Origin of the sequence: Pseudodesulfovibrio sp. 5S69 (assembly GCF_037094465.1) — a bacterium.
GTDB lineage: Bacteria > Desulfobacterota > Desulfovibrionia > Desulfovibrionales > Desulfovibrionaceae > Pseudodesulfovibrio > Pseudodesulfovibrio methanolicus.
Genome location: NZ_CP146609.1, coordinates 678,938 through 698,558, shown reverse-complemented (window position 1 = coordinate 698,558; position 19,621 = coordinate 678,938). Strand labels below are relative to the sequence as shown.

The 19,621-nt window shown below is 64.3% G+C and carries 18 protein-coding genes; 11 read left to right on the top strand and 7 right to left on the bottom strand.

Annotated elements, in window-relative coordinates; translation table 11 throughout:
* Window positions 1-9: 9 nt before the first annotated feature.
* From pseB to gmd, 6 genes are all read right to left on the bottom strand, one after another.
* Window positions 10-996 (bottom strand): UDP-N-acetylglucosamine 4,6-dehydratase (inverting), encoded by a 987-nt coding sequence (gene pseB / locus V8V93_RS03305; protein ID WP_338668949.1) that lies wholly within the window; start codon window positions 994-996, stop codon window positions 10-12.
* Window positions 997-1,038: 42 nt separating this feature from the next.
* The gene (locus V8V93_RS03300) at window positions 1,039-1,887 is read right to left on the bottom strand and encodes a hypothetical protein (RefSeq protein WP_338668948.1); all 849 of its coding nucleotides are present in this window, start codon (window positions 1,885-1,887) and stop codon (window positions 1,039-1,041) included.
* Window positions 1,884-2,612 (bottom strand): cytidylyltransferase domain-containing protein, encoded by a 729-nt coding sequence (locus V8V93_RS03295; protein ID WP_338668947.1) that lies wholly within the window; start codon window positions 2,610-2,612, stop codon window positions 1,884-1,886. Before V8V93_RS03295 ends, V8V93_RS03300 begins: the two co-directional genes overlap by 4 nt.
* A 90-nt stretch (window positions 2,613-2,702) precedes the next feature.
* Window positions 2,703-3,524 (bottom strand): glycosyltransferase family 2 protein, encoded by an 822-nt coding sequence (locus V8V93_RS03290; protein ID WP_338668946.1) that lies wholly within the window; start codon window positions 3,522-3,524, stop codon window positions 2,703-2,705.
* Window positions 3,524-4,468, bottom strand: coding sequence for a GDP-L-fucose synthase (fcl, locus tag V8V93_RS03285; RefSeq protein WP_338670228.1), 945 nt, complete (start codon window positions 4,466-4,468; stop codon window positions 3,524-3,526). The genes V8V93_RS03290 and fcl overlap by 1 nt, the downstream gene beginning before the upstream one ends.
* Window positions 4,468-5,562, bottom strand: a complete 1,095-nt coding sequence (gene gmd / locus V8V93_RS03280) for a GDP-mannose 4,6-dehydratase (protein ID WP_338668945.1) — start codon at window positions 5,560-5,562, stop codon at window positions 4,468-4,470. The genes fcl and gmd overlap by 1 nt, the downstream gene beginning before the upstream one ends.
* Before the next feature lie 306 nt (window positions 5,563-5,868).
* On the opposite strand from gmd, the gene V8V93_RS03275 reads away from it, so the two are divergent.
* Window positions 5,869-7,527: an NAD+ synthase gene (locus V8V93_RS03275; protein ID WP_338668944.1), complete on the top strand. Its 1,659-nt coding sequence runs from the start codon at window positions 5,869-5,871 to the stop codon at window positions 7,525-7,527.
* On the opposite strand, the gene V8V93_RS03270 is transcribed toward V8V93_RS03275, so the two are convergent.
* The gene (locus V8V93_RS03270) at window positions 7,524-9,293 is read right to left on the bottom strand and encodes a 6-hydroxymethylpterin diphosphokinase MptE-like protein (protein WP_338668943.1); all 1,770 of its coding nucleotides are present in this window, start codon (window positions 9,291-9,293) and stop codon (window positions 7,524-7,526) included. The two genes, V8V93_RS03275 and V8V93_RS03270, sit on opposite strands and share 4 nt — an antisense overlap.
* 172 nt (window positions 9,294-9,465) lie before the next feature.
* Between V8V93_RS03270 and V8V93_RS03265 the strand changes: the two genes are divergently transcribed.
* The 10 genes from V8V93_RS03265 (at window position 9,466) to V8V93_RS03220 (ending at window position 19,448) form a co-directional block, all read left to right on the top strand.
* Window positions 9,466-9,951 carry a hypothetical protein gene (locus V8V93_RS03265; RefSeq protein ID WP_338668942.1) on the top strand — a complete coding sequence of 162 codons (486 nt, stop codon included), beginning with the start codon at window positions 9,466-9,468 and terminating at the stop codon, window positions 9,949-9,951.
* Window positions 9,952-9,976: 25 nt separating this feature from the next.
* The gene (locus V8V93_RS03260) at window positions 9,977-11,125 is read left to right on the top strand and encodes an NAD(P)/FAD-dependent oxidoreductase (protein ID WP_338668941.1); all 1,149 of its coding nucleotides are present in this window, start codon (window positions 9,977-9,979) and stop codon (window positions 11,123-11,125) included.
* 102 nt (window positions 11,126-11,227) lie between these two features.
* Complete coding sequence (locus V8V93_RS03255; protein ID WP_338668940.1) at window positions 11,228-12,628, top strand: sigma-54-dependent transcriptional regulator; 1,401 nt, start codon at window positions 11,228-11,230, stop codon at window positions 12,626-12,628.
* 260 nt (window positions 12,629-12,888) lie between these two features.
* Window positions 12,889-13,404: a hypothetical protein gene (locus tag V8V93_RS03250; RefSeq protein WP_338668939.1), complete on the top strand. Its 516-nt coding sequence runs from the start codon at window positions 12,889-12,891 to the stop codon at window positions 13,402-13,404.
* A 2-nt stretch (window positions 13,405-13,406) separates the two neighbouring features.
* Window positions 13,407-13,955 carry a MarR family winged helix-turn-helix transcriptional regulator gene (locus V8V93_RS03245; protein WP_338668938.1) on the top strand — a complete coding sequence of 183 codons (549 nt, stop codon included), beginning with the start codon at window positions 13,407-13,409 and terminating at the stop codon, window positions 13,953-13,955.
* 120 nt (window positions 13,956-14,075) lie between these two features.
* Window positions 14,076-14,792: a class I SAM-dependent methyltransferase gene (locus V8V93_RS03240; RefSeq protein WP_338668937.1), complete on the top strand. Its 717-nt coding sequence runs from the start codon at window positions 14,076-14,078 to the stop codon at window positions 14,790-14,792.
* Between the two features lie 4 nt (window positions 14,793-14,796).
* Window positions 14,797-16,032, top strand: coding sequence for a glycosyltransferase family 2 protein (locus tag V8V93_RS03235; protein ID WP_338668936.1), 1,236 nt, complete (start codon window positions 14,797-14,799; stop codon window positions 16,030-16,032).
* Between the two features lie 511 nt (window positions 16,033-16,543).
* A complete protein-coding gene (locus tag V8V93_RS03230) occupies window positions 16,544-17,284 on the top strand; it encodes a hypothetical protein (RefSeq protein WP_338668935.1) in 741 nt (246 codons plus the stop codon).
* Between the two features lie 240 nt (window positions 17,285-17,524).
* The gene (locus tag V8V93_RS03225; RefSeq protein WP_338668934.1) at window positions 17,525-18,427 is read left to right on the top strand and encodes a hypothetical protein; all 903 of its coding nucleotides are present in this window, start codon (window positions 17,525-17,527) and stop codon (window positions 18,425-18,427) included.
* Window positions 18,420-19,448, top strand: a complete 1,029-nt coding sequence (locus V8V93_RS03220; RefSeq protein ID WP_338668933.1) for a caspase family protein — start codon at window positions 18,420-18,422, stop codon at window positions 19,446-19,448. The genes V8V93_RS03225 and V8V93_RS03220 overlap by 8 nt, the downstream gene beginning before the upstream one ends.
* Window positions 19,449-19,621 lie beyond the last annotated feature (173 nt).

The window sequence follows — 19,621 nt, the reverse complement described above, 5'->3', positions numbered from 1 at the left end:
GCTGTGATCTTACAGGTGGTTCCTTTTCAGTATCTCGCGAATCTGAGACACGTCCAGCTTCCATGGGTTGGTGTCCGAGGCGTAGCTGAACCCCTCGGGCACGGGCTTGTACTGGTCCGCCTTGAATCGACGGCGGAAGAATTCGAAATCGGGCTGGATAACGAAGTGGTTGTCGTGTTCCACGGTGCAGCGCGCCTCGTCCTCCGGGACCAGGACTTCGTGCAGCTTTTCGCCGGGCCGGATGCCGATCATGTCGACCTCACACTCCGGGGCGATGGCTTTGGCCAAATCCACGATGCTCGTGCTGGGCAGCTTGGGAATGAAAATCTCGCCGCCGACCATCCGCTCCAGGCAGTCCAGGACGAAGTCCACGCCGTCCTGGAGGGATATCCAGAACCGGGTCATGCGCTTGTCCGTAACCGGCAACCGTCCTGTCTGGCATTTCTGGCGGAAAAACGGAATAACGCTCCCGCTGCTGCCGAGCACATTGCCGTAACGCACGACCGAAAATGCCGTATCCTGCTTACCCACCAGGTTGTTCCCGGCGATGAACAGCTTGTCGGCGCACAGCTTGGTCGCCCCATACAGGTTGATCGGATTGGAAGCCTTGTCCGTACTCAGGTTGATGATTTTCTCGACACCCGCGTCGATGGCCGCGTTGACGATGTTCATTGCGCCCATGATGTTGGTCTTGATCGCCTCTTCCGGGTTATATTCGGCAATGGGAACGTGCTTGAGGGCGGCCGCGTTGACGACCACGTCCACGTCCTTGAAGGCGCGGTGGAGGCGTTCCAGATCACGGACGTCGCCGATGAAATAGCGCATGCAACGGTACTCGGCCCGGCTGAAGCGCTGGGCCATTTCGTACTGCTTGAGCTCGCCCCGGCTGAAGACGATCACCTTGGACGGCTTGTACCGCGCCAGCACCGTCTCCACCAGCTTGTTGCCGAACGACCCGGTGCCGCCGACCAGTATGATGTTCTTCCCATTGAGCATGTTCACGCCTCGCGTTTCGCTGTTTTGATTCCGTCAGTCGCGTCAGGAACGGTAGTGTCCGGCAGGCCGCAACGTCGGAAGGTGGCTGGTGCCGCCGTCGTCGTATCCCATGGACCGCATGGCCGTCCGGGCCTGCTCCAGTCTGATCGTCCCGTTCTCCGACGGGACGGACCGCCTGAGCGAGGCGGGAATGTCGGTCGCCATATCGAAAAGAGGGAGTTGGTAGAGCAGGGGCAACCCCTCAAGTCCCGGCTCGTCCAGAAGCACAGGCGAAAAATCCCCTGCCTGGGACTGGACCAGGGCCAGAGCGCCGTCCAGCTTGTGCAGCTTGGGCAGCCACTGGCTGCCGTAAATTTCGAGGTCGCCGATCAGTTCCCGCCACCGCTCCTGGTTGATAATGCTGGCGGTCTGCGTGAATTTCGGCAACTTGGTCTTGTTCCGATCCACGTAGGAGGACCGCCCCACCCGGGTCGTGGGAGAAATCATGTTCATCCAGAAGGGATTGACGTTGGCCGTGACCGGTCTGGCCGAGATCAGGGGACATCCGCCGCCCTTGTGCTCAAGAAAAGCATCCAGCCGTTCCGGGCTGACCACGCCCAGGAAGGGGGACACCACCAGCAGCGGTTCATCCGGCGACGGATTCACAACCGTCAGCGCCCAGTCCGCAACCCCTTCGGGACCGGCAGGAGCACGGTCCACGATAACGTCAGCGGACAGATTCACGTCGGACAGAAACGGCAGGACGTCCGGATTCGCGACCACCACGGCGGGCATCCGTTCAGCCACGACCGCATGAACGTATTCAATCATCTCCCGGAGCAGGGCCGGGGAATCCAGGAAAACACGGCTGCGGGCATCGCCCGGCAAGGCAAGACTCAACAGGGCGATCATTGCATCTCCATCCCGAAATCGTAGAGGTTGGCGTCCATCACCCGCCTGGCCACCTCCAGGTCGCTCAAGGTGTCGATGTCGATGAGTTCCACCGGGTTGGTCAGCACGTGGTACTTGAAGTTGTTGTACAGCCACAGATGCCGCGGAGAGGTTCCGGCCATGTAGTAGGCATGGAAATACCCCAGCCCCTTGATCCAATGGTATTGCAGGGGGTTGTATTCCGAAACCTCAAGCAGGGAATGGACCTCCCCGTCACGAACGAAATATTGGGTGGACAAGTCCGAGTCGGTGGCCAGGACCGTTTCGACCGACAAGTGGTTTTCCAAGGCGTCGACCAGCTCCTGCACATCGGCCACGTTCCGAAACGGGCTGGTGGGAAGCATGCTGATCTTTTTGGACACAGGGCCGAAGACCTCACGGACGCGCTCCATGAAGACGTTGACGGTCTGGTCCAAGGAGGTCTTGTCCCCGGCCAGGGCCCGGTCGCGCAGGAACGGCACCTCGGCCCCGTATTCCAGGGCCGCCTCGCGGATGGCCGGGCTGTCCGTGTCCACCAGGACATGGTCCACGCCCTTGATCGCCTTGGCCACCCGAACGGTGTAGGCGATGAGCGGATGGCCGCCCAGGTCTGCCAAAGCCTTGCCGGGCAGCCGGGAGGAATTGGCCCGCGCTGGGATGTAGATGATGGCCTTGCCGCCTTCGGGTGCGTTTTGCGTCGGGTCCATATCGCCTGATCCAGTTTTTTGACGTTTCCGGGGGAGGAATCATCCTACCTGCATTCAAAAGCAATTCTCATTCCAAAACCATTAACTCACCTAACGATCGCCCAAAAGCCCCTGCCTCGCGGCAAATCCCCGCGCTTTCTCCACCAGGCCCGAAGACTCGGCCAGCAATTTTTTCCAGCTCGCCTCGCTGTGCACGTCCTGGCCGCGCTGGTCGTGGCTGCGCACGGAGTAGAGGGTCTTGGGGAGGTGCTGGAAGCGCGCGCCGTTCAGGGCGAAGCGCAGAAAGCATTCGTGGTCGTTGGCCGTATAGTTGTTGTCGTAGTAGCCGAAGCGCTCGTGCAGGGAGCGGCGGTAGAGCTTGGAGACGCCGCACAGGTACCAGTCGCAGAAGCTCTTCTCGAAGCTGTAGTCCGGTAGCCGAAATTCGCGCAGGACGCGCATGGCGTCGTCCACCACGAACATGTCCGAGAAGACGAAATCCGCCTCGTCGCGGTCGAGCGGCCCGGCCATCTCCGAGAGCATCTGCGGGTGGCAGAGGTCGTCCGAGGCGATGTAGGTGCAGTAGTCGCCCGTGGCCAGCTCGAACCCCTTGTTGTAGGCGGGCGTGTGGCCCAGCCGGGTTTCGCTCTCGAAGATGACCAGCTCGCGGCCCTCGGCGCGGTACCGGGGGTACTCGGCCCGGATCACGGTGCCGTCGTCGGCCAGCCGGGCGGCGTGCGACACGGTGTCGGTCTTCACGGCCTGCTGAAAATCGGCCAGGACCTCGGCGGTGTTGTCGGGCGACGGGTCCGCCACCACGATGATCTCGAGGTTCGGGTAGTCCTGGAACCAGATGGAGTCCAGGCACGGCCAGAGGTACTGGGCCTGGTTGTAGGTCGGCACGACCACGGAAATCTTCTTGGCTTCGCGCATTATGCCCCGCCCTTTTCGATGCGGTTGTTGACGTACCATTCGTAGGTCCCGGCCAGCCCCGGCTCCAGGTCGATGGCCGGACTCCAGCCCATGGCCCGGATGCGGGCCGAATCCACCAGCTTGCGCGGGGTGCCGTCCATCTCGGGACGAATGAACCGGATCTTGCCCTGAAATCCCACCACGTTGGCCACGGTCTCGGCCAACTCGCGGATGGTCACCTCGCGGCCGGAGCCGACGTTGACGATCTCCTCGCCGGAGTATTCATGCATCAGGAAGACCAGCCCGTCGGCCAGGTCGTCCACGTGCAGGAACTCGCGCAGAGGGTTGCCGGTGCCCCAGACCTCGACCGCGTCCGCGTCCGCCGCCTTGGCCTCATGGAAGCGCCGCAGCAGGCCGGGGATGACGTGGGAGTTCTCGGTGTGAAAATTGTCGCCCGGCCCGTACAGATTGGTCGGCATGGCGCTGATGGCGTCGAAGCCGTACTGGCGCCGCAGGGCCTGGCAGAGTTTGATGCCCGCGATCTTGGCCACGGCGTACCACTGGTTGGTCGGCTCCAGCGGCCCGGTCAGCAGGGCGCCTTCGGGAATGGGCTGCGGGGCCTCGCGCGGGTAGATGCACGACGAGCCGAGGAAGAGAAGCTTGCGCGTCCCGGACTGGAAGGCCGCGTCAATGATGTTGGTCTGGATCAGCAGGTTATCGCGGATGAAGTCCGCCGGGTAGGCGTCGTTGGCGTGGATGCCGCCGACTTTGGCCGCGGCGAGAAATACGTATTCGGGCCGCTCGCGCTCGAAGAAGCCGCGCACGGCCGCCTGATCCGTCAGGTCCAGCTCGGCGCGGGTGCGCAGGAGCAGGTTGTCCGCCCCTTCGGCCTCGAGCCGGCGGACGATGGCCGATCCCACCAGGCCGCGATGCCCGGCCACGAAAATGCGCGCGCTCGAATCCATCATTCCCCCAGGCAGCCGTTCACGGTGTCGAAGCCGTTCTCGCGGCACAGGACCTCGACCCTGGCTCGGTCCAGATCCGAGGCGACCATCTCCTCGACCATGGATTCAAAGGAAATCTTCGGGGTCCAGCCGAGTTTGCGCCGCGCCTTGGCGACCTCGCCGGTCAGGCTGTCGACCTCGGTCGGGCGGTAGTAGCGCGGATCGATGCGCACCACGGCGTTGCCGGTCCTCTCGTCGATGCCGACCTCATCCCTGCCCGCGCCCTGCCAGCGGATGTCCATGCCGAGCTTGCGGCCCGCGATCTCCACGAATTCGCGCACCGAGTAGCTGGCGCCGGTGGCGATGACGTAGTCGTCGGGCGCGTCCTGCTGGAGCATGAGCCACATCATCTCGGTGAAGTCGGCGGCGTGGCCCCAGTCGCGGCGGGCGTTGAGGTTGCCGAGCCAGACCAAGGAGTCCAGACCGGCGGCGATGCGGGCCAGGCCGCGGGTGATCTTGCGGGTGACGAAGGTCTCGCCCCGGCGCGGGGACTCGTGGTTGAAAAGGATGCCGTTGCAGGCGTACATGCCGTAGGCCTCGCGGTAGTTGACCGTGATCCAGTAGGCGTACAGCTTGGCGGCCGCATAGGGGGAACGCGGGCTGAACCGAGTCAACTCGCTCTGGGAATTGACCCCGGAGTTGCCGAACAGCTCTGAGGTGGACGCCTGGTAAAAACGGGTCTTCTTCTCCAGGCCGAGGATGCGGATCGCCTCCAGCAACCGCAGGGGGCCCAGCGCGGTGCTGTCCGCCGTGTATTCCGGGGTCTCGAAGGAGACTTGGACGTGGCTCTGGGCCGCCAGGTTGTAGATCTCGTCAGGCTGCACCTCCTGCACCACCCGGATGAGGTTCGTGGCGTCGGTCATGTCGCCGTAGTGCAGGATGAACCGCTGGTCCGCCTCGTGGGGGTCCTGGTACAGGTGCTCCACCCGCTCGGTGTTGAACAGCGAGGCCCGGCGCTTCAAGCCGTGCACCTCATAGCCCTTGTCGAGCAGAAGCTCCGCCAAATAGGAACCGTCCTGTCCGGTTACCCCTGTAATCAAAGCCTTTTTTTTCATATTTTACCTGTCGGCACCAACGGTTTCGAGACAATTTTCTCGCTGCATGTTCATTTCGATTATACACCGACCGTATGATTATTCGACGCAAAAGCCAAATAGCTTTAGATATTCCGCACTTTTTATTTACCCGCCAAACGATTCCCGAGCCGAAAACGGGGCCGGTCCGCACGGCCCGATGACATTTGCCTGACGCCGGAAATTTCCCAATGCAAGGACCGGGCCTAGTCCGCTCCGCCTCGCTCCGGGCGACAAGAAGCGGCCCCGCGTATTGCCCCCGGCGCGGCTTTGGCGTATCACGTCCCCATGAAAATCGGCCTCCTGCAACTCAATCCCATTGTCGGCGACCTGGACGGCAACGCGGCCAGAATCCTGGACGCGGCCCGCCGCGCGCGCTCCCTCGGCGCGGACATCTGCGTAACCTCGGAGATGGCCCTGACCGGCTATCCGCCCCGCGACCTGCTGCTCTACGAGGGATTCGTGGACCGCGTCCGCGACCGGGCCGATGAGCTGGCCAAGGCGCTCGCGGACGGCCCGCCCCTGCTGCTGGGCGCGGTGGAGCGCAACCGCACGGGCCAGGGCAAGCCGGTCTTCAACTGCGCCCTGTTCTGCGAGGGCGGCGAGGTAAAGCGGTCCGTGCGCAAAACCCTGCTGCCCACCTACGACGTGTTCGACGAGGCGCGTTATTTCGAGCCCGCCCCGGAGGGAGACCCGGAGGCCAACATCATCCGCACGAACGGCCTGACCCTGGCCGTGACCATCTGCGAGGATGCCTGGAACGACAAGGACTACTGGGACACCCGGACCTATGCGCGCGACCCGCTCGAGGAGGCCGCCGCCCAGAGCCCGGACATCATAATCAACCTTTCCGCCTCGCCCCTGTTCCTGGGCAAGCAGCAGTTGCGCGAGGACATGCTCGGGGCCGTGGCCCGCAAGTACGGGGCGCCCATGGTCTACGTCAACCAGGCCGGGGCCGACGACGACCTGGTCTTTGACGGCCGGTCCTGCGCGTTCACGCCCGACGGCGGGCTCATGGCCCGGGCCAAGGGGTTCGAGGAGGACGTCATCCTGGTAAACACGGACGCCCCCTCGGCCAACACCGTGGCCGACGACGATTTCTGCCGCGAGGCCGAGACCTGGCGCGCCCTGGTCGTCGGCACCCGCGACTACGTGCGCAAAAGCGGCTTTTCCAAGGCCTTGGTCGGCCTGTCCGGGGGCATCGACTCGGCCGTGACCGCCGCGGTGGCCGCCGAGGCGCTGGGCGCGGACAACGTGACCTGCGTGCTCATGCCCTCGCCCTATTCGAGCAAGGGGTCCATCGACGATTCACTAGAGCTGGCGAAGAATCTCGAGGTCAAGACCCTGACCCTGCCCATCGAGCCGATCATGGCCCAGTTCGAGAAGACCCTGGCGGGTCCCTTCGAAGGTTTTGAGCCGGACACCACCGAGGAGAACATCCAGTCGCGCATCCGGGGCAACCTGCTCATGGCCCTGTCCAACAAGTTCGGCGCCCTGCTCCTGACCACGGGCAACAAATCCGAACTGGCCGTGGGCTACTGCACCATCTACGGGGACATGTCCGGGGGGTACGCGGTCATCTCGGACGTGGACAAGACCGGGGTGTTCAACGTGGCCAAGTGGTACAACGCGAACGTCGCCCCGCACATCCCGGAGGCGATCATCACCAAGCCGCCGTCCGCCGAGCTGAGGCCGGACCAGAAGGACCAGGATTCCCTGCCCGACTACGCCGTGCTCGACGCCATCCTGGCCCGGCACATAGAGCACCACCAGTCGCGCGGCGAGATCATCGCGGCGGGCTTTGACGAGGCCACGGTGAGCCGGGTCCTCAACCTGGTGCGGGGAGCGGAATTCAAACGCCGCCAGGCCGCGCCGGGCATCAAGCTCACCCCGCGCTCCTTCGGCACGGGCTGGCGCATGCCCCTGGCCTGCCGCCGCGATCTCTAGAGGGATTCGACGGCCCGGCGCAGCAGGGCGAGGAACTCCCCGCTCATGGCCAGGACCTCGCGGAAGTACGTGCGCAGCCCCTTGCGCCGGGAAGGCTCGTCCCCCTCGAAGACCAGCCGGTAGAATTCCCGATTGTTGAACCCGCCGCGCCGTTCCGCCAGATAGGTGACGTTGTTCCTGTCCAACTGCTCCAGGATGGCCATGCCCTTGGCCGCCATGGCCGGGGTATCGTCGGCCAGCAGGGTCCGTGCGGCCTCGCCCACGCTGGTCCACAGCCGGACCTCGCGGCGCAGCCAGCGGCCCGCCTCCCCTCGGTCCACGCGCGGCGGCTCGGGCCGGAACAGGTCCTTCATGTTCGGCACGCGGCCCGAAAGCACGGGCTCCCCGTCGTACTCGATGCCCTCCCCGTACAGGATGCTCGCCCTGGAGGTGTTCACGCAGGGCACCCCGGACACGCGGATCTCCTCGGCCAGCCACAGGGCCGCGTCCAGGAAATTGAGCGTGGTGAACAGCGGCTCCCCGAAGGGCGTCGTCACCGGGCAGAGCTGGGGATATTCGTGAACCAGCTCCCGCGCCGCGCCCTCGGGCGCGTCCATGACCGTGCCGCGGGCGTAGCTCAGACTCCACGGGTCGGTGGAGGCCAGTTGCGCACCGACCAGCACGCAGCGCGAGCATCCCAGGTGCCGGGCCAGGGAAAAGGCCGTGGAGATGACCGAGCCGTGGAGCCGGAGGTCCTCCCTTTCCCCGAAAATCTGCGGCAGGAAGGAGCCGAACAGGTATTTCTGCCGGAAGCGGTCGCCGCCCAGGTCGGACAGGCAATGGCCGACCAGGATGGCTTCGGGCAGCTTCGGGATGTGCCCGAAGACCCTCCCGGAGTCGATGGAAGTGTCGTTGATGATCACGAAATGCGGTTGGATGAACGCCTCGGCCAGGGGCTTGACCGCGTTGTTCACGCAGATGATCACACCGCGTTCCCGGTTGCGCCTGATCCAGTCGAGTTTTTCCGGCAGGTCCGGCCCGGCGGCCACCAGGATGGCCTCGGCCCCCGGCAGCCGGTTGCGCAGCCCGCCGATGGACGGCGCGGCCAGGTATGCGGGCACGTTCTCGAAGGCGTGGACCTGCTGGTCGTACAACAGCCCCCGATGGATGTTCCGCAGGGGCCGCGAGAGGCTCAGGGCCTGGCCGGACACCCCGTAGATGGCGTGGCGGTAGTGCAGGGTCTCCAGATATGACACCACCCGGTCGGCCCAGCCGCCGTACAGCCCGCGCACGCGGTCGGTGACGAAGAAGGCCGGGGTGCCCAACCGGAACATGTCGCCGGGCAGCATGTCCTGCAACGGCGGGTCGAAGGAACGGGGCTCGCCGGTGAAGCAAAACAGGTTGGGCCGGTTCAGCCCGGCCAGCCGGAACCGCTCCAGGAAGTGGGCGAGCACCCGCTCGTCGGGCTCGAACAGGATCACCACCGTGGCATTGGAGGCCAGGGCCGCGCGCAACTGCGGGGTGTCGGCCGCGCCGAGCAGGACCACCAGCCGGGTGCCGGAAAGCGCCGCCTCGATGGTGGTGTCCGGCGCGAACAGGGAGTAGACGGCCACCGACGGGTCCTCGAAGGGATGGCGGAAGGCCGGATTCTCGAACCGGCATAGCTGGGAGTGTTCGGAAAAACGATGCGGGCCGGGGTCGGCGCGACCGTCCCCTACGGGCTCCACCTGCCCCCCCCGGCACAGGATGCCGAGCTCCACCAGGGCGGCTATCTTGCTGTTCTCCATGGGTCCTCCAGAACGCTCCAGGTCACGGCTCCACCACTGTGCAACTTGGCCTCGGCCCCCGCTTTTGTCAAGGTAACCGGGCCTCTCCGGACTTCGGGCGCAGGCAAGGCTTTTTTCTTCCCCGGTTTCATAGTATAGGAGCAACGCGGCGCACGGCTTTCAGGGAGGACGCATGCACAACTCGCCCCGGCGGAACAAATCGGCGGAATGGACCAGGAACCTCGTCATGATCCTGGCGGCCGCCGCCGTCATCTACGTTTTCTTCAACCTGGACCTCGTGCGCAAGGGCGAGTCCGTGTTCACCAACAACGCCGCCAAGAAGCTCAAGTTCTCCGGGGGGCTCGGCCGCAAGGCCTACACCGGCCGGGAGATCGAGCGGATGCTGGGCTACATCCAGGCGCGCAACGACCTCTTCGAGGAGGTCAGGGTGGATGCCTCGTCCCAGGACCGCTACAAGGCGGTCACGCCCGACACGGACATCGTCTTCGAACTCCACGTGGCCATGGCCGACGGGTTCACCTTTTCCACCCCGGCCCACCGCGTGCCCCGACGCGACCTGGTGGTCTCCCTGCTGAACAAGCTGGACAAGGACCTGCGCGCCTACCAGAAACTGAAAAAGGAAGGGCGCAATCCCTCGTCCATGATCAACACCATGTGACCGCCCTGCGGGGCATGCGAACGCTATGACCAAGACCTTCGATACCATCGTCTGCGGCGGCTCGCTGGCGGGCAGCGCCGCGGCCGTGACCCTGGCCCGGCAGGGGCGCTCCGTGCTCGTCCTGGACAAGGCCGAGTTCCCGCGCTCCAAGCTCTGCGGCGGGCTGCTCACCTGGAAGACCGTACGCCTCCTGGACGTCCTGTTCGGCGAGACCCCCGAGACCATGCGCGAACACGGAATTCTCCGCTACGTCTCGGACCGCTACGCCATCCGCACCTTCACCTCGACCCTGGCCGAGGGCACCGTGTCCTATCCTTTCCACTTGACCGACCGGGCCGAGCTGGACAACCGACTGCTCTACCACGTGCGCCGGGCCGGGGCCCATGTCCGCGAAGGCGAGGAGGTGGCCGGCTGCGACCCGAAGTCCGGCGAAGTGATCCTCAAGGACGGCCAGGTCTTCCGCGGCAAATACATCATCGGCGCGGACGGGGCCCACTCCACGGTGCGCGCCGCCTTTCCCGAGGTGAACCTCCGGGCCATGCGGCGGTTCACGGCCGCGACCATCGAGGTCCGGATTCCGGCAAACGACTTCCCCGAGACGGTGGACCGTCCCATCCTGTACGTCGGCTTCGTGGACGCGGGCTACGGCTGGGTCTTCCCCAACGGGGACCACGTGCTCATCGGCATCTGCGGCCTGCGCCGCGGGGACATCCACTTCGCCAAACTGTTCCGCACCTATCTCGACGTGCTCGGCGTGGACCCGGCCGTGCTCTGCTGCCAGCGCGGACATCCCCTGCCATACGGCAGCTACCTGCACGACCCGGTGCACGCCAACGCCCTGCTCGCCGGGGACGCGGGCGGCTATGTGGAACCGCTCTTCGGCGAGGGCATCTTCTACGCCCTGTGCACGGGCATGTACGCGGGCCGGGCCGTGGCCGAGGCCCTCGAAACCGGGACCGATCCCGGCCCCGAATATCTCCGCCTGCTGCACCGCACCATCCTGCCCGAACTGCGCGGCTCCAACTCCCTGCGCTGGTTCCTGTTCCGAGCCATGAAGCTGTTCGGCGACGGGGCCATCGGCCGGTTCGTCCGCCTGGGCGCGGGCCCGTTCGGCGACATGGTCCACGGCAAGCGCTCCTACCACTGGCTGAAGAAGAAGGACTGGGGATTCTGAGAGTCCCGGCCTTGGACCAGCCTCCGGCTTGAATCATCGCGCAGGGTCATCTATAAGAGGGGACGGCGCGCCCGCGCCGCACGACCTTGCAAGGGAGCATCCATGGCCGCAAACATCCTGATCATCGACGACGAAGAGACCATCCGCCTCTCCCTGCGCGGCATCTTGGAAGACGAGGGCTTTTCCGTGGTAGAGGCCGAGTCCGGCGAGGAAGGACTCGAACTGCTCGGCACCGACATCCCGGACCTGGTCTTTCTGGACATCTGGCTTCCCGGCATGGACGGCCTGGAGGCGCTCGGGATCATCTCCCGCGACTATGAGGGGCTGCCGGTGATCATGATCTCGGGCCACGGGACCATCGAGACCGCGGTCAAGGCGCTGAAAAAAGGGGCCTTCGACTTCATCGAAAAGCCGTTGTCCCTGGAAAAGGTCGTGGTCTCGGCCCGCAACGGCCTGGAGTTCTCCCGCCTGCGCCAGGAGAACCTGGCGCTCAAGACGCGCATTTCCTCGGAGCAACCCGTGACCCTGACCGGGGAGTCCGAGCCCATCGCCGACCTCAAGGCGGTCATCGGCCGGGTCGCGCCGACCGAGTCCTGGGTACTCATCACCGGCGAGAACGGCACGGGCAAGGAGATCGTGGCCCGGTCCATCCACAACCAGTCCACCCGCGCCGACCGTCCCCTGGTGGCCGTCAACTGTGCGGCCATCCCCGAGGAGCTCATCGAGTCCGAACTGTTCGGCCACGAGAAAGGGGCCTTCACCGGCGCGGAAAAGGCCCAGGAGGGCAAGTTCGAGCTGGCCGACGGGTCCACCCTGTTCCTGGACGAGATCGGCGACATGTCCCTCAAGACCCAGGCCAAGATCCTGCGCATCCTCCAGGAACAGGCCTTCGAACACGTGGGCGGCCGCAAGACCATCAAGGTGGACGTGCGCGTCATCGCGGCCACCAACAAGGACCTGGCCAGGGAGATCGAGGCGGGCAACTTCCGCGAGGACCTCTATTACCGGCTCAAGGTCTTTCCCCTGGAGCTGCCGCCCCTGCGCGACCGCGCCGGGGACATCCCGCTGCTCATCTCCGACTTCATGGACACCCTGGTCCGCCAGCACGGGTTCAAACCCATCGCCTTCGCGCCCGAGGCCCTCGACGTGCTCATGCAGTACCCCTGGCCCGGCAACGTGCGCGAACTCAAGAATTTCGTGGAACGCATGTTCATCATGTTCGCCGGCGACACCGTCACCGCCGACCGGCTGCCGCCCGAGTTCAAGCCCGCACCCCGCGCCGCCGCGCCCGACGTCCCGGCACCCGAACCCACCCCCCTGGACGACCTCATCAGCCAGGGCCCGGCCGACCTCAAACAGGCCCGCGCCGACTTCGAGGCCCGGTTCCTCGAAGCCAAACTGCGCGAGTTCGACGGCAATATCTCCCAACTCGCCAAGGCCATCGGCCTGGAACGCAGCTCGCTCTACCGCAAACTCAAGACCTACAATATCCAGACGGATTAAAGAGGCCTCCCCTTCCCCCGGACCCCCATCCCCCCCCCTTTTCCCAAACTTTTTGGCGCCGCTTCGCGGGGTTGCGGGAGTAGTTTAACGGACTGCTTTCTTGGCGATTCTATGGATGATGACTGGAACAAAATAACAAGATTTGAATAGGAAGGTACCTTTTTATCTTGACAGGCCGGATCGGGGGACTATATTCGTGAAGAAAAGGAAGGTACCTACTCAATCGGGTGCCATAACCATGAACCGAAAGGAGTAAGATCATGTTTGGATGGAATAACGATTCGTATGGCGGCTGGGGATCCGGACGCGGCAATGGCGGACAGGGCCGGGGTCGGCGCGCCGGAGCGGGGGCCGGGTTCGGCCAGGGCCCAGGCGCTGGCAACGGCCGGGGACGGTCGGGCAAGGGGTTCGGGCGCGGACAGGGTCGCGGGCGGAACCGATCCGGCGACGGCTCCGGTGGATTCGGCAACGGATTCGGCAACGGATTCGGCTGCGGCCTGGGCCGGAGCAACGGTTTCGGTCCGGGCTTGGGCCGGGGCCAAGGACGGTTCGACGACTTCGGCCAGGGCCGGATGGGGCGCGGGCCGTGCGGCATGGGGTTGAACCGGTTCCGGCCGGGCCGGGGCGGCGCATTCCGGGCGGCCATGAACGCTGCCGACGATTTCGGCCCCGGCTTCGAGCCCGGCACCGGGTTCTGCCCACTGTGCGAGAAGCACTGCCCCCTGGATGCCCCCTCCTGCCCCAGGGGCGAGGCCTACGCCGCGAGGGTTCGCTAACCATGAGCCCCGCCAATCCCGCAAACAATGCCGAGCTGGCCGGGCTGTTCCGCCTGGCCTCTCGGCTCATGGCCCGGGCCTCGCACCGTCGCGACTCCGCGCACCACGCCCAGCACCTGGTCCTGTCCATCCTGCTCGAAAACGGGCCCCTGCCCCAGGGCGAGCTGCTCGAAATCCTCGACGTGCGCTCCTCCTCCCTGAGCGAGCTGCTGCGCAAGCTCGAGGACCGCGGGCTCATCCTCCGCGAGCGCAACCCCGAGGACCGGCGCGGCTTCATCATCTCCCCCACGGACCAGGCGCGCGGCCTGGCCCCGGACGACGGCGGCGAGGCGGACAGCCAGTTCGACTGCCTGGACCAGGCCGAGCGCGATCAACTGCGCACCATCCTCGGCAAGCTCGTCGCCTCCCTGCGCGAGGACCCCGCCACCGGCGGCCCCGGACGCGGCTTCGGCCGGGGCGGACGCGGCAACGGCCCCGGCGGCAACGGCTTCGGCAAGGGCCGGGGCGGACGCGGCAACGGCTTCGGGCGCGGGCGACGCGGCGGACGCTGACCGTCCGCACATCGGCGTCCTCCGGACGGATTCGTCCAACTTTTCCGGCCCCCCTATTTACAGAGGGGGGTATGATGGTCATACTTTCGGGAGAGGACGAAACCGACCAAGGACGCCGACATGAGCTGGGACCCGGATAAATACGAAGCATGGTTCGACACCCCCGAGGGGCGCTACGCCCTGGATCGGGAAATCATGCTGCTCCAGGACGTTCTGGCCGGGTGGCCCCGGCGCAAGCGCAAGATCCTGGAGATCGGCTGCGGCACCGGCCTGTTCCTGGAGACCCTCTACCAGATGGGACTCGACGTGACCGGCATGGACCGCTCGCCCGAGATGATCAAGGCCGCGCGCCAACGGTTCGGCAACCGGGCCGAACTGAACGTGGGCAACGGCGAACACATGCCCTACTCGGAAAACGAGTTCGACTACGCGCTGCTGTGGTCCGTGCTCGAATTCGCCGCCGAGCCCGAGGCCATGTTGGCCGAGGCCGCGCGCGTGGCCGAAAAGGGGCTGCTCGTCGGCTTCCTGAACAAAAACTCCCTCTATTATTTCCTGAACATACGGGGCACCGAATCCTCCATGGCCTCGGCGCACTGGTTCACCTGGTGCGAGATGCAGGACCTCATCCACAAGGCCACGGGCTTTCGGCCCACACTGGCCCGCTCGGTCCTGGCAGGGCCCATGAAGACCTGGAAGTCCACCGGCCTGGCCAATCTGGCCAACGGGCACCTGCTGCCCCCGGCCCTGGGCGCGTTCGTGGCCGTGCGCGTGGACTTCACCAACATGAAGCCGCTCACCCCGCTCTTCGCCTGGAAAAGCGAACCCGAAATGGGCTAGGCGCATGGCCCCGTCCCGATTCCACCTGTCCATCGTCATCCCGGTCTGGAACGGCTGGAACCTGACCGAACCGTGCCTGCGCTCCCTGGCCGAGCACACCCCGGGCGACGATTTCCAGGTGATCCTGGCCGACAACGGCTCCACGGACCAGACCCCGGCCGCCGTCCCGCCCCTCGGCCGGGCCCTGTTCGGCGACCGCTTCGTCCACCACCGCCTGCCCAAAAACCTCGGCTTCGCCAAGGCCTGCAACGCGGGCGCGAAAGCCGCTTCCGCCGCGCACCTCTTCTTCCTGAACAACGACACTCAGGTCACCCGAAACTGGCTGCCGCCGCTCCTGGACGGGCTGCGCGCCGACCGCCGCCTGGCCGGGGTCGGCCCCCTGCTCCTCTTCCCGGACGACGACTCCGTGCGCGCCGGGCGGGTCCAGCACCTGGGCATCGCCGTGGCGGACAACATGGAGTTCCGCCACCTCTACGAATACTTCCCGCGCAGCCACCCGGCCGTGCTCCGGCAACGCTCCTTCAGCGTCATCACCGCCGCCGCCCTGCTCATGCCCGCGCCGCTCTTCCTCGCCCACGGCGGCTTTCACGAGGGATTCGTCAACGGCATGGAGGACGTGGACCTGTGCTGCCGCATCGCCCAAAAGGGCGGCCGCTTCTCGGTCGTGCCGCATAGCGTCGTCCACCACCACACCCACGGCACCGAGGGCCGCTTCGACCACGAGTCCGACAACCTGCGCCTGCTCCGCGCCCGCTGCCGCGATGCCCGCGAAGACTTCTGCGCCCTGCTCCGCGAAGACGGCTTCGAACCCGCCCTGACCCCGTGGCTCGACCTCGCCGTGCGGCTGCCCGAGACCCGCCTTGCCGAACTGAACGCCGAACTCGATGCCGACCCGGACGCCGACCGCCTGCGCGCCCTGCTCCTCCATGACCCCCTGTGGGACCGGGGCCACGCCCGCCTGGCCGCCCTGCTCGAACAACAGGGCCGCCCCCGCGAGGCCATGCCCGCGGCCTACCTCCGCACCCTGCTCTGTCCCGGCCTCGACGCCTTCCGGGAGTGCACCCGCCTGCTGCGCCTCTGCAACGTGCCATACCTGGCCGACCGCTTCGCCGCCCGGCTCGGCGCCCTGGAGCAGACCATGGCCGACCGCGAAGGGCTGCGCCAAAAGGCCCGCTCCCTGCTCCGCACCACCCGCGACGCAGCCGTCCGTCGGCAGCTCAAGCCGTTCCTGGCCGAATAGGTCGGGGGGATCGGGGCGTTTCCCCCGCCTCCGCCGGGGACCCTTATCCCCGCAGCCGACCGCTCCAGCGCTCCACGACTCGCCGAGAACCGCCCCGGAGAAAGGCCCCTCGGCCCCTTCAAAACCTTTCATGCCGCATGCAGCGAATGGGACGGAAGTCGGGGTGGGAGATTGTTTTGCGTGGGGAGTGAAAGCAGCTCGGGCCGAGGGTGCCCCGGTTTGCGGCATTTTCTCGTTACAGCAAATAGTACTCGCACGCCCTTGAACAGTGCGCCCGCAGGTAGACCATGTACCATTGGCCGCGCCAGTGGGGACCGATACGCAAGACGGAGTGCGTGGGTATTATTTATCGAATTTATCCTTCACTTTTTGTTCGCCCCTCTGTATTGGATTACAACTTTCAGCAATTATTCGAGTAATGACTTTGGAGGTCGTGACGTTGCGGATAGCCTTGGGGACGTGCCTGTTAATCTTCCTGCTATGCTTCGCGAGCACCGCCGGCGCCAAAACCGTGGCCATCACGACCCATGCCTCCTGCGCCATCGTAGGCATGACCCCGGAACAGGCTTCGTACTTGGCCCTGCAACGGGCGAGAGCCGCGGCCATTGAACAGGCGACCGGCGTCCACATAGTGTCGTCGAGCCTGGTCACCGACGGCAAACTGGCCGCCGACTTCATCAAGAGCTTTTCCCGCGGGTACGTCATCAAGGAAAAAGTGCGTTGGCTTCCCTTGGCACAGTACCAGAGGACACCCGATTCCCCGCCAGTGCCCGAATACGGCGTGCAACTGGCGGCAACGGTCTTTGTCCCGGACAAGCAGGCGCCCTCCCTGGGGTTGCGGGCGTCGATGAACCACACGCTGTTCCGCTCGGGCGAACTGTGCACCCTGACCGTCAGCACCCGCAACCCGGCCCGCATCGGCGTGTTCAACTTCACGGCCGACGGACGGGTCATGATGGTGTTTCCCTCAGGGAATCGCGAGGTTGTGACCAAAGGCAAGGGCGCTTCCATCTCCTTGCCCACGGCCGAGTCCGGCATGGAGCTCACCATGGTGACGCTCCCCGACCACAGGCAGGACGCCGAGGGGTTCTTTGTCGCCGCTCTGCCTGTAGCCCAAAAGGCACGGTGGCTCGAAGCGTTTGTGCCCGGCCGGTATATGGATGTGACTGAATTTTTTTCACAATACGCGCGGCTCTCGGTGTATTCCGAGGAGGTCGTCCTCTCGTACGAGGTCATCGCAAGGGAAAAATGACCACCGGCAAGCGGTCCTCGCGGCAGGGTCCGATGCCGCCGCGAGAGATGAAGGTAAGTCGGGGCGTGTATGCTGATGAGTCAGCCGCTTACGGGAGAAGGTATGGGGTTTGACGTGAGGGAGAAGGGGATGCCGGCGAACCGGCAATGTATTGGTATTCGGGTCTAGAGGTTCCGTCTGTTTGCTGTCTATTCCATGGGGGTTACTGTGAGAGCTGTCCTTGTCTCAACGATGCTGTGTTTGCTGCTGGTCGTCGGATGCTCGCCGACGAATGGCCTTCCGATGAAATTCACCGCTGCGGATTTTTCGCAAGACACGGAAAAGATACTGCCGCAGCACGATTTCTCTTTTGCGACCTTGGCCGGCAAGAAAGTATACTTCGACATCAACTTCGATAAGGAGGGGGAATTCTTTATTGAAGACTACAACATCGTCAGCCTGAAAAAGACGCAAAACGAATTCAAGCAGTCGAACGCGCTCAAGGACAAGATCGTATCCCTGTTCAAGGAATCCAAAGTCGACATGGTCAGCTCCCCTGAAAAGGCGGACACGAGCGTCGTGGTCGACGTGACGAAGATTTCCTCCGCTTTTGAAAACTTCGACTGTGAATGGGACAATTTCGGGTTCAACCTCGACAACTGGGCAAAGATGAATTGGGGGATTGTGATCGAGGCCAATGTGAGCATCAATGGAGGCAGCCCCCACCTCTTCCGCCGGATCGTCGTCCTGAACAAGGACGTGAAATTGAAGCGGACCGGAACCTATCTGGTCGTAACCGCGCATACGGACACGGAACTGACGACCAAGATGCACGCCACGTACGCCGATGGCGCGGCATTGGCCAACTGCGCGATCGTCCAGAAACAAAAATTCACCGCGGCGTTGTTTGCCTTTGTCAGCAACGATTGGGCCGGAAACATCACCATTTACGACCCGCATACCGGGGCAAAGGAAAAAAGCCTGTCGTTCGACAGCGACCAGGACTGGGATGACGTCTGGACCGGAAAAATAACCGATGAAAAGAAGGCCAAGGCCTTGGATTACTACGGTACGCCGAGAGGATATTTCACCATCCTGGCGTACGATCTCATGGAGTTCATATTCGAAGAAGCCGCCATGGCAGAGGACACGGTCAATGGGTAGACTCATTCTCCTTTCCATCGGTCTGGTCCTGGTTTTCCTGGTGGCCGGGTGCGGCACGACGAAGATGTCCTATACCGCGAAAGAAAAGGTTTCCATGCTGGAGCAGTCGTACAAGAGCGGTTCCACCACCACGGCCGAGGCCGCGCCTCCTCCCGCGACCACGCAGACGGCCGTTGCCCAGCCGGAAAGCGGGGATGCGGCGGGCAGCCAGGAGTTTGCCTGGAGAAACGCCAAGGTGACCAAGCCGGATGCAATAGGTGTCATCATCGGCAACGGGGGATATGCGAAATTCCGGAACGGCATCCCCGACGTCAACTTCGCCCATCGCGACGCCCAGGCAATGAAAAAGGTCTTCGTTACCGAATTGGGGCTTGATCCGGAGAATATCATTTACGTCGAAGACGCTACCCAGGCGACGATGTTTTCCGTTTTCGGAACCAAGGACAACCCCAAGGGGAAGCTGTTCAATTGGATCAAGCCGAATGTGTCGGAGGTGTATATTTATTACACCGGGCACGGCGCACCGAGCCAGACGACCCAGAGCGCCTTTCTGATTCCCGTCGATGCGTCCGTCAACTACCTGAACGAGACCGGCTATTCATTGACCACGCTGTACAAGAACATTGAAAGACTTCCCTCAAAAGAAAACACCGTGATCATCGATGCGTGCTTCAGCGGCGATTCTTCGGGGGGACCTCTTTTCAAAAATGTCTCCCCGGCGATGTTGCGGTATGCATCCCACACCAAGCAGATCAAGAAGACGTGCCTGATCAGCAGCACGTCCGCCGGGCAGTTGAGCAATTGGTATCCCCAAAAGGAACACAGTCTCTTCACCTACTATCTGCTGAGCGGCTTGAGCGGCAAGGCTGACGTAAACGACGACAATAACGTTACCTTGTCGGAGCTGAAACGGTACGTGTGCGAAGAAGTGAGCTACAGGGCCAAGAGGCTGAGCGGAAGAGAACAGACGCCTGTTTTCATGGCGCGCAACATGGAAAAGGTTGTGGCCACTGTAAAGTGACGGCAGGCAACCCCCTCTATGTTGCGGCGGTGAGTCGGCAATAAGGAATCGGCGTATGAAAAAATGGCTTCTCATCGTCATGCTGCTTGCCGTGGTTGTCGCGGCGGCTTCGGCGGCCCTCCCCCCTCTGCACTCATTGGGCAGTGAGGCGATCCTCCGCTAGACCGTGCCTA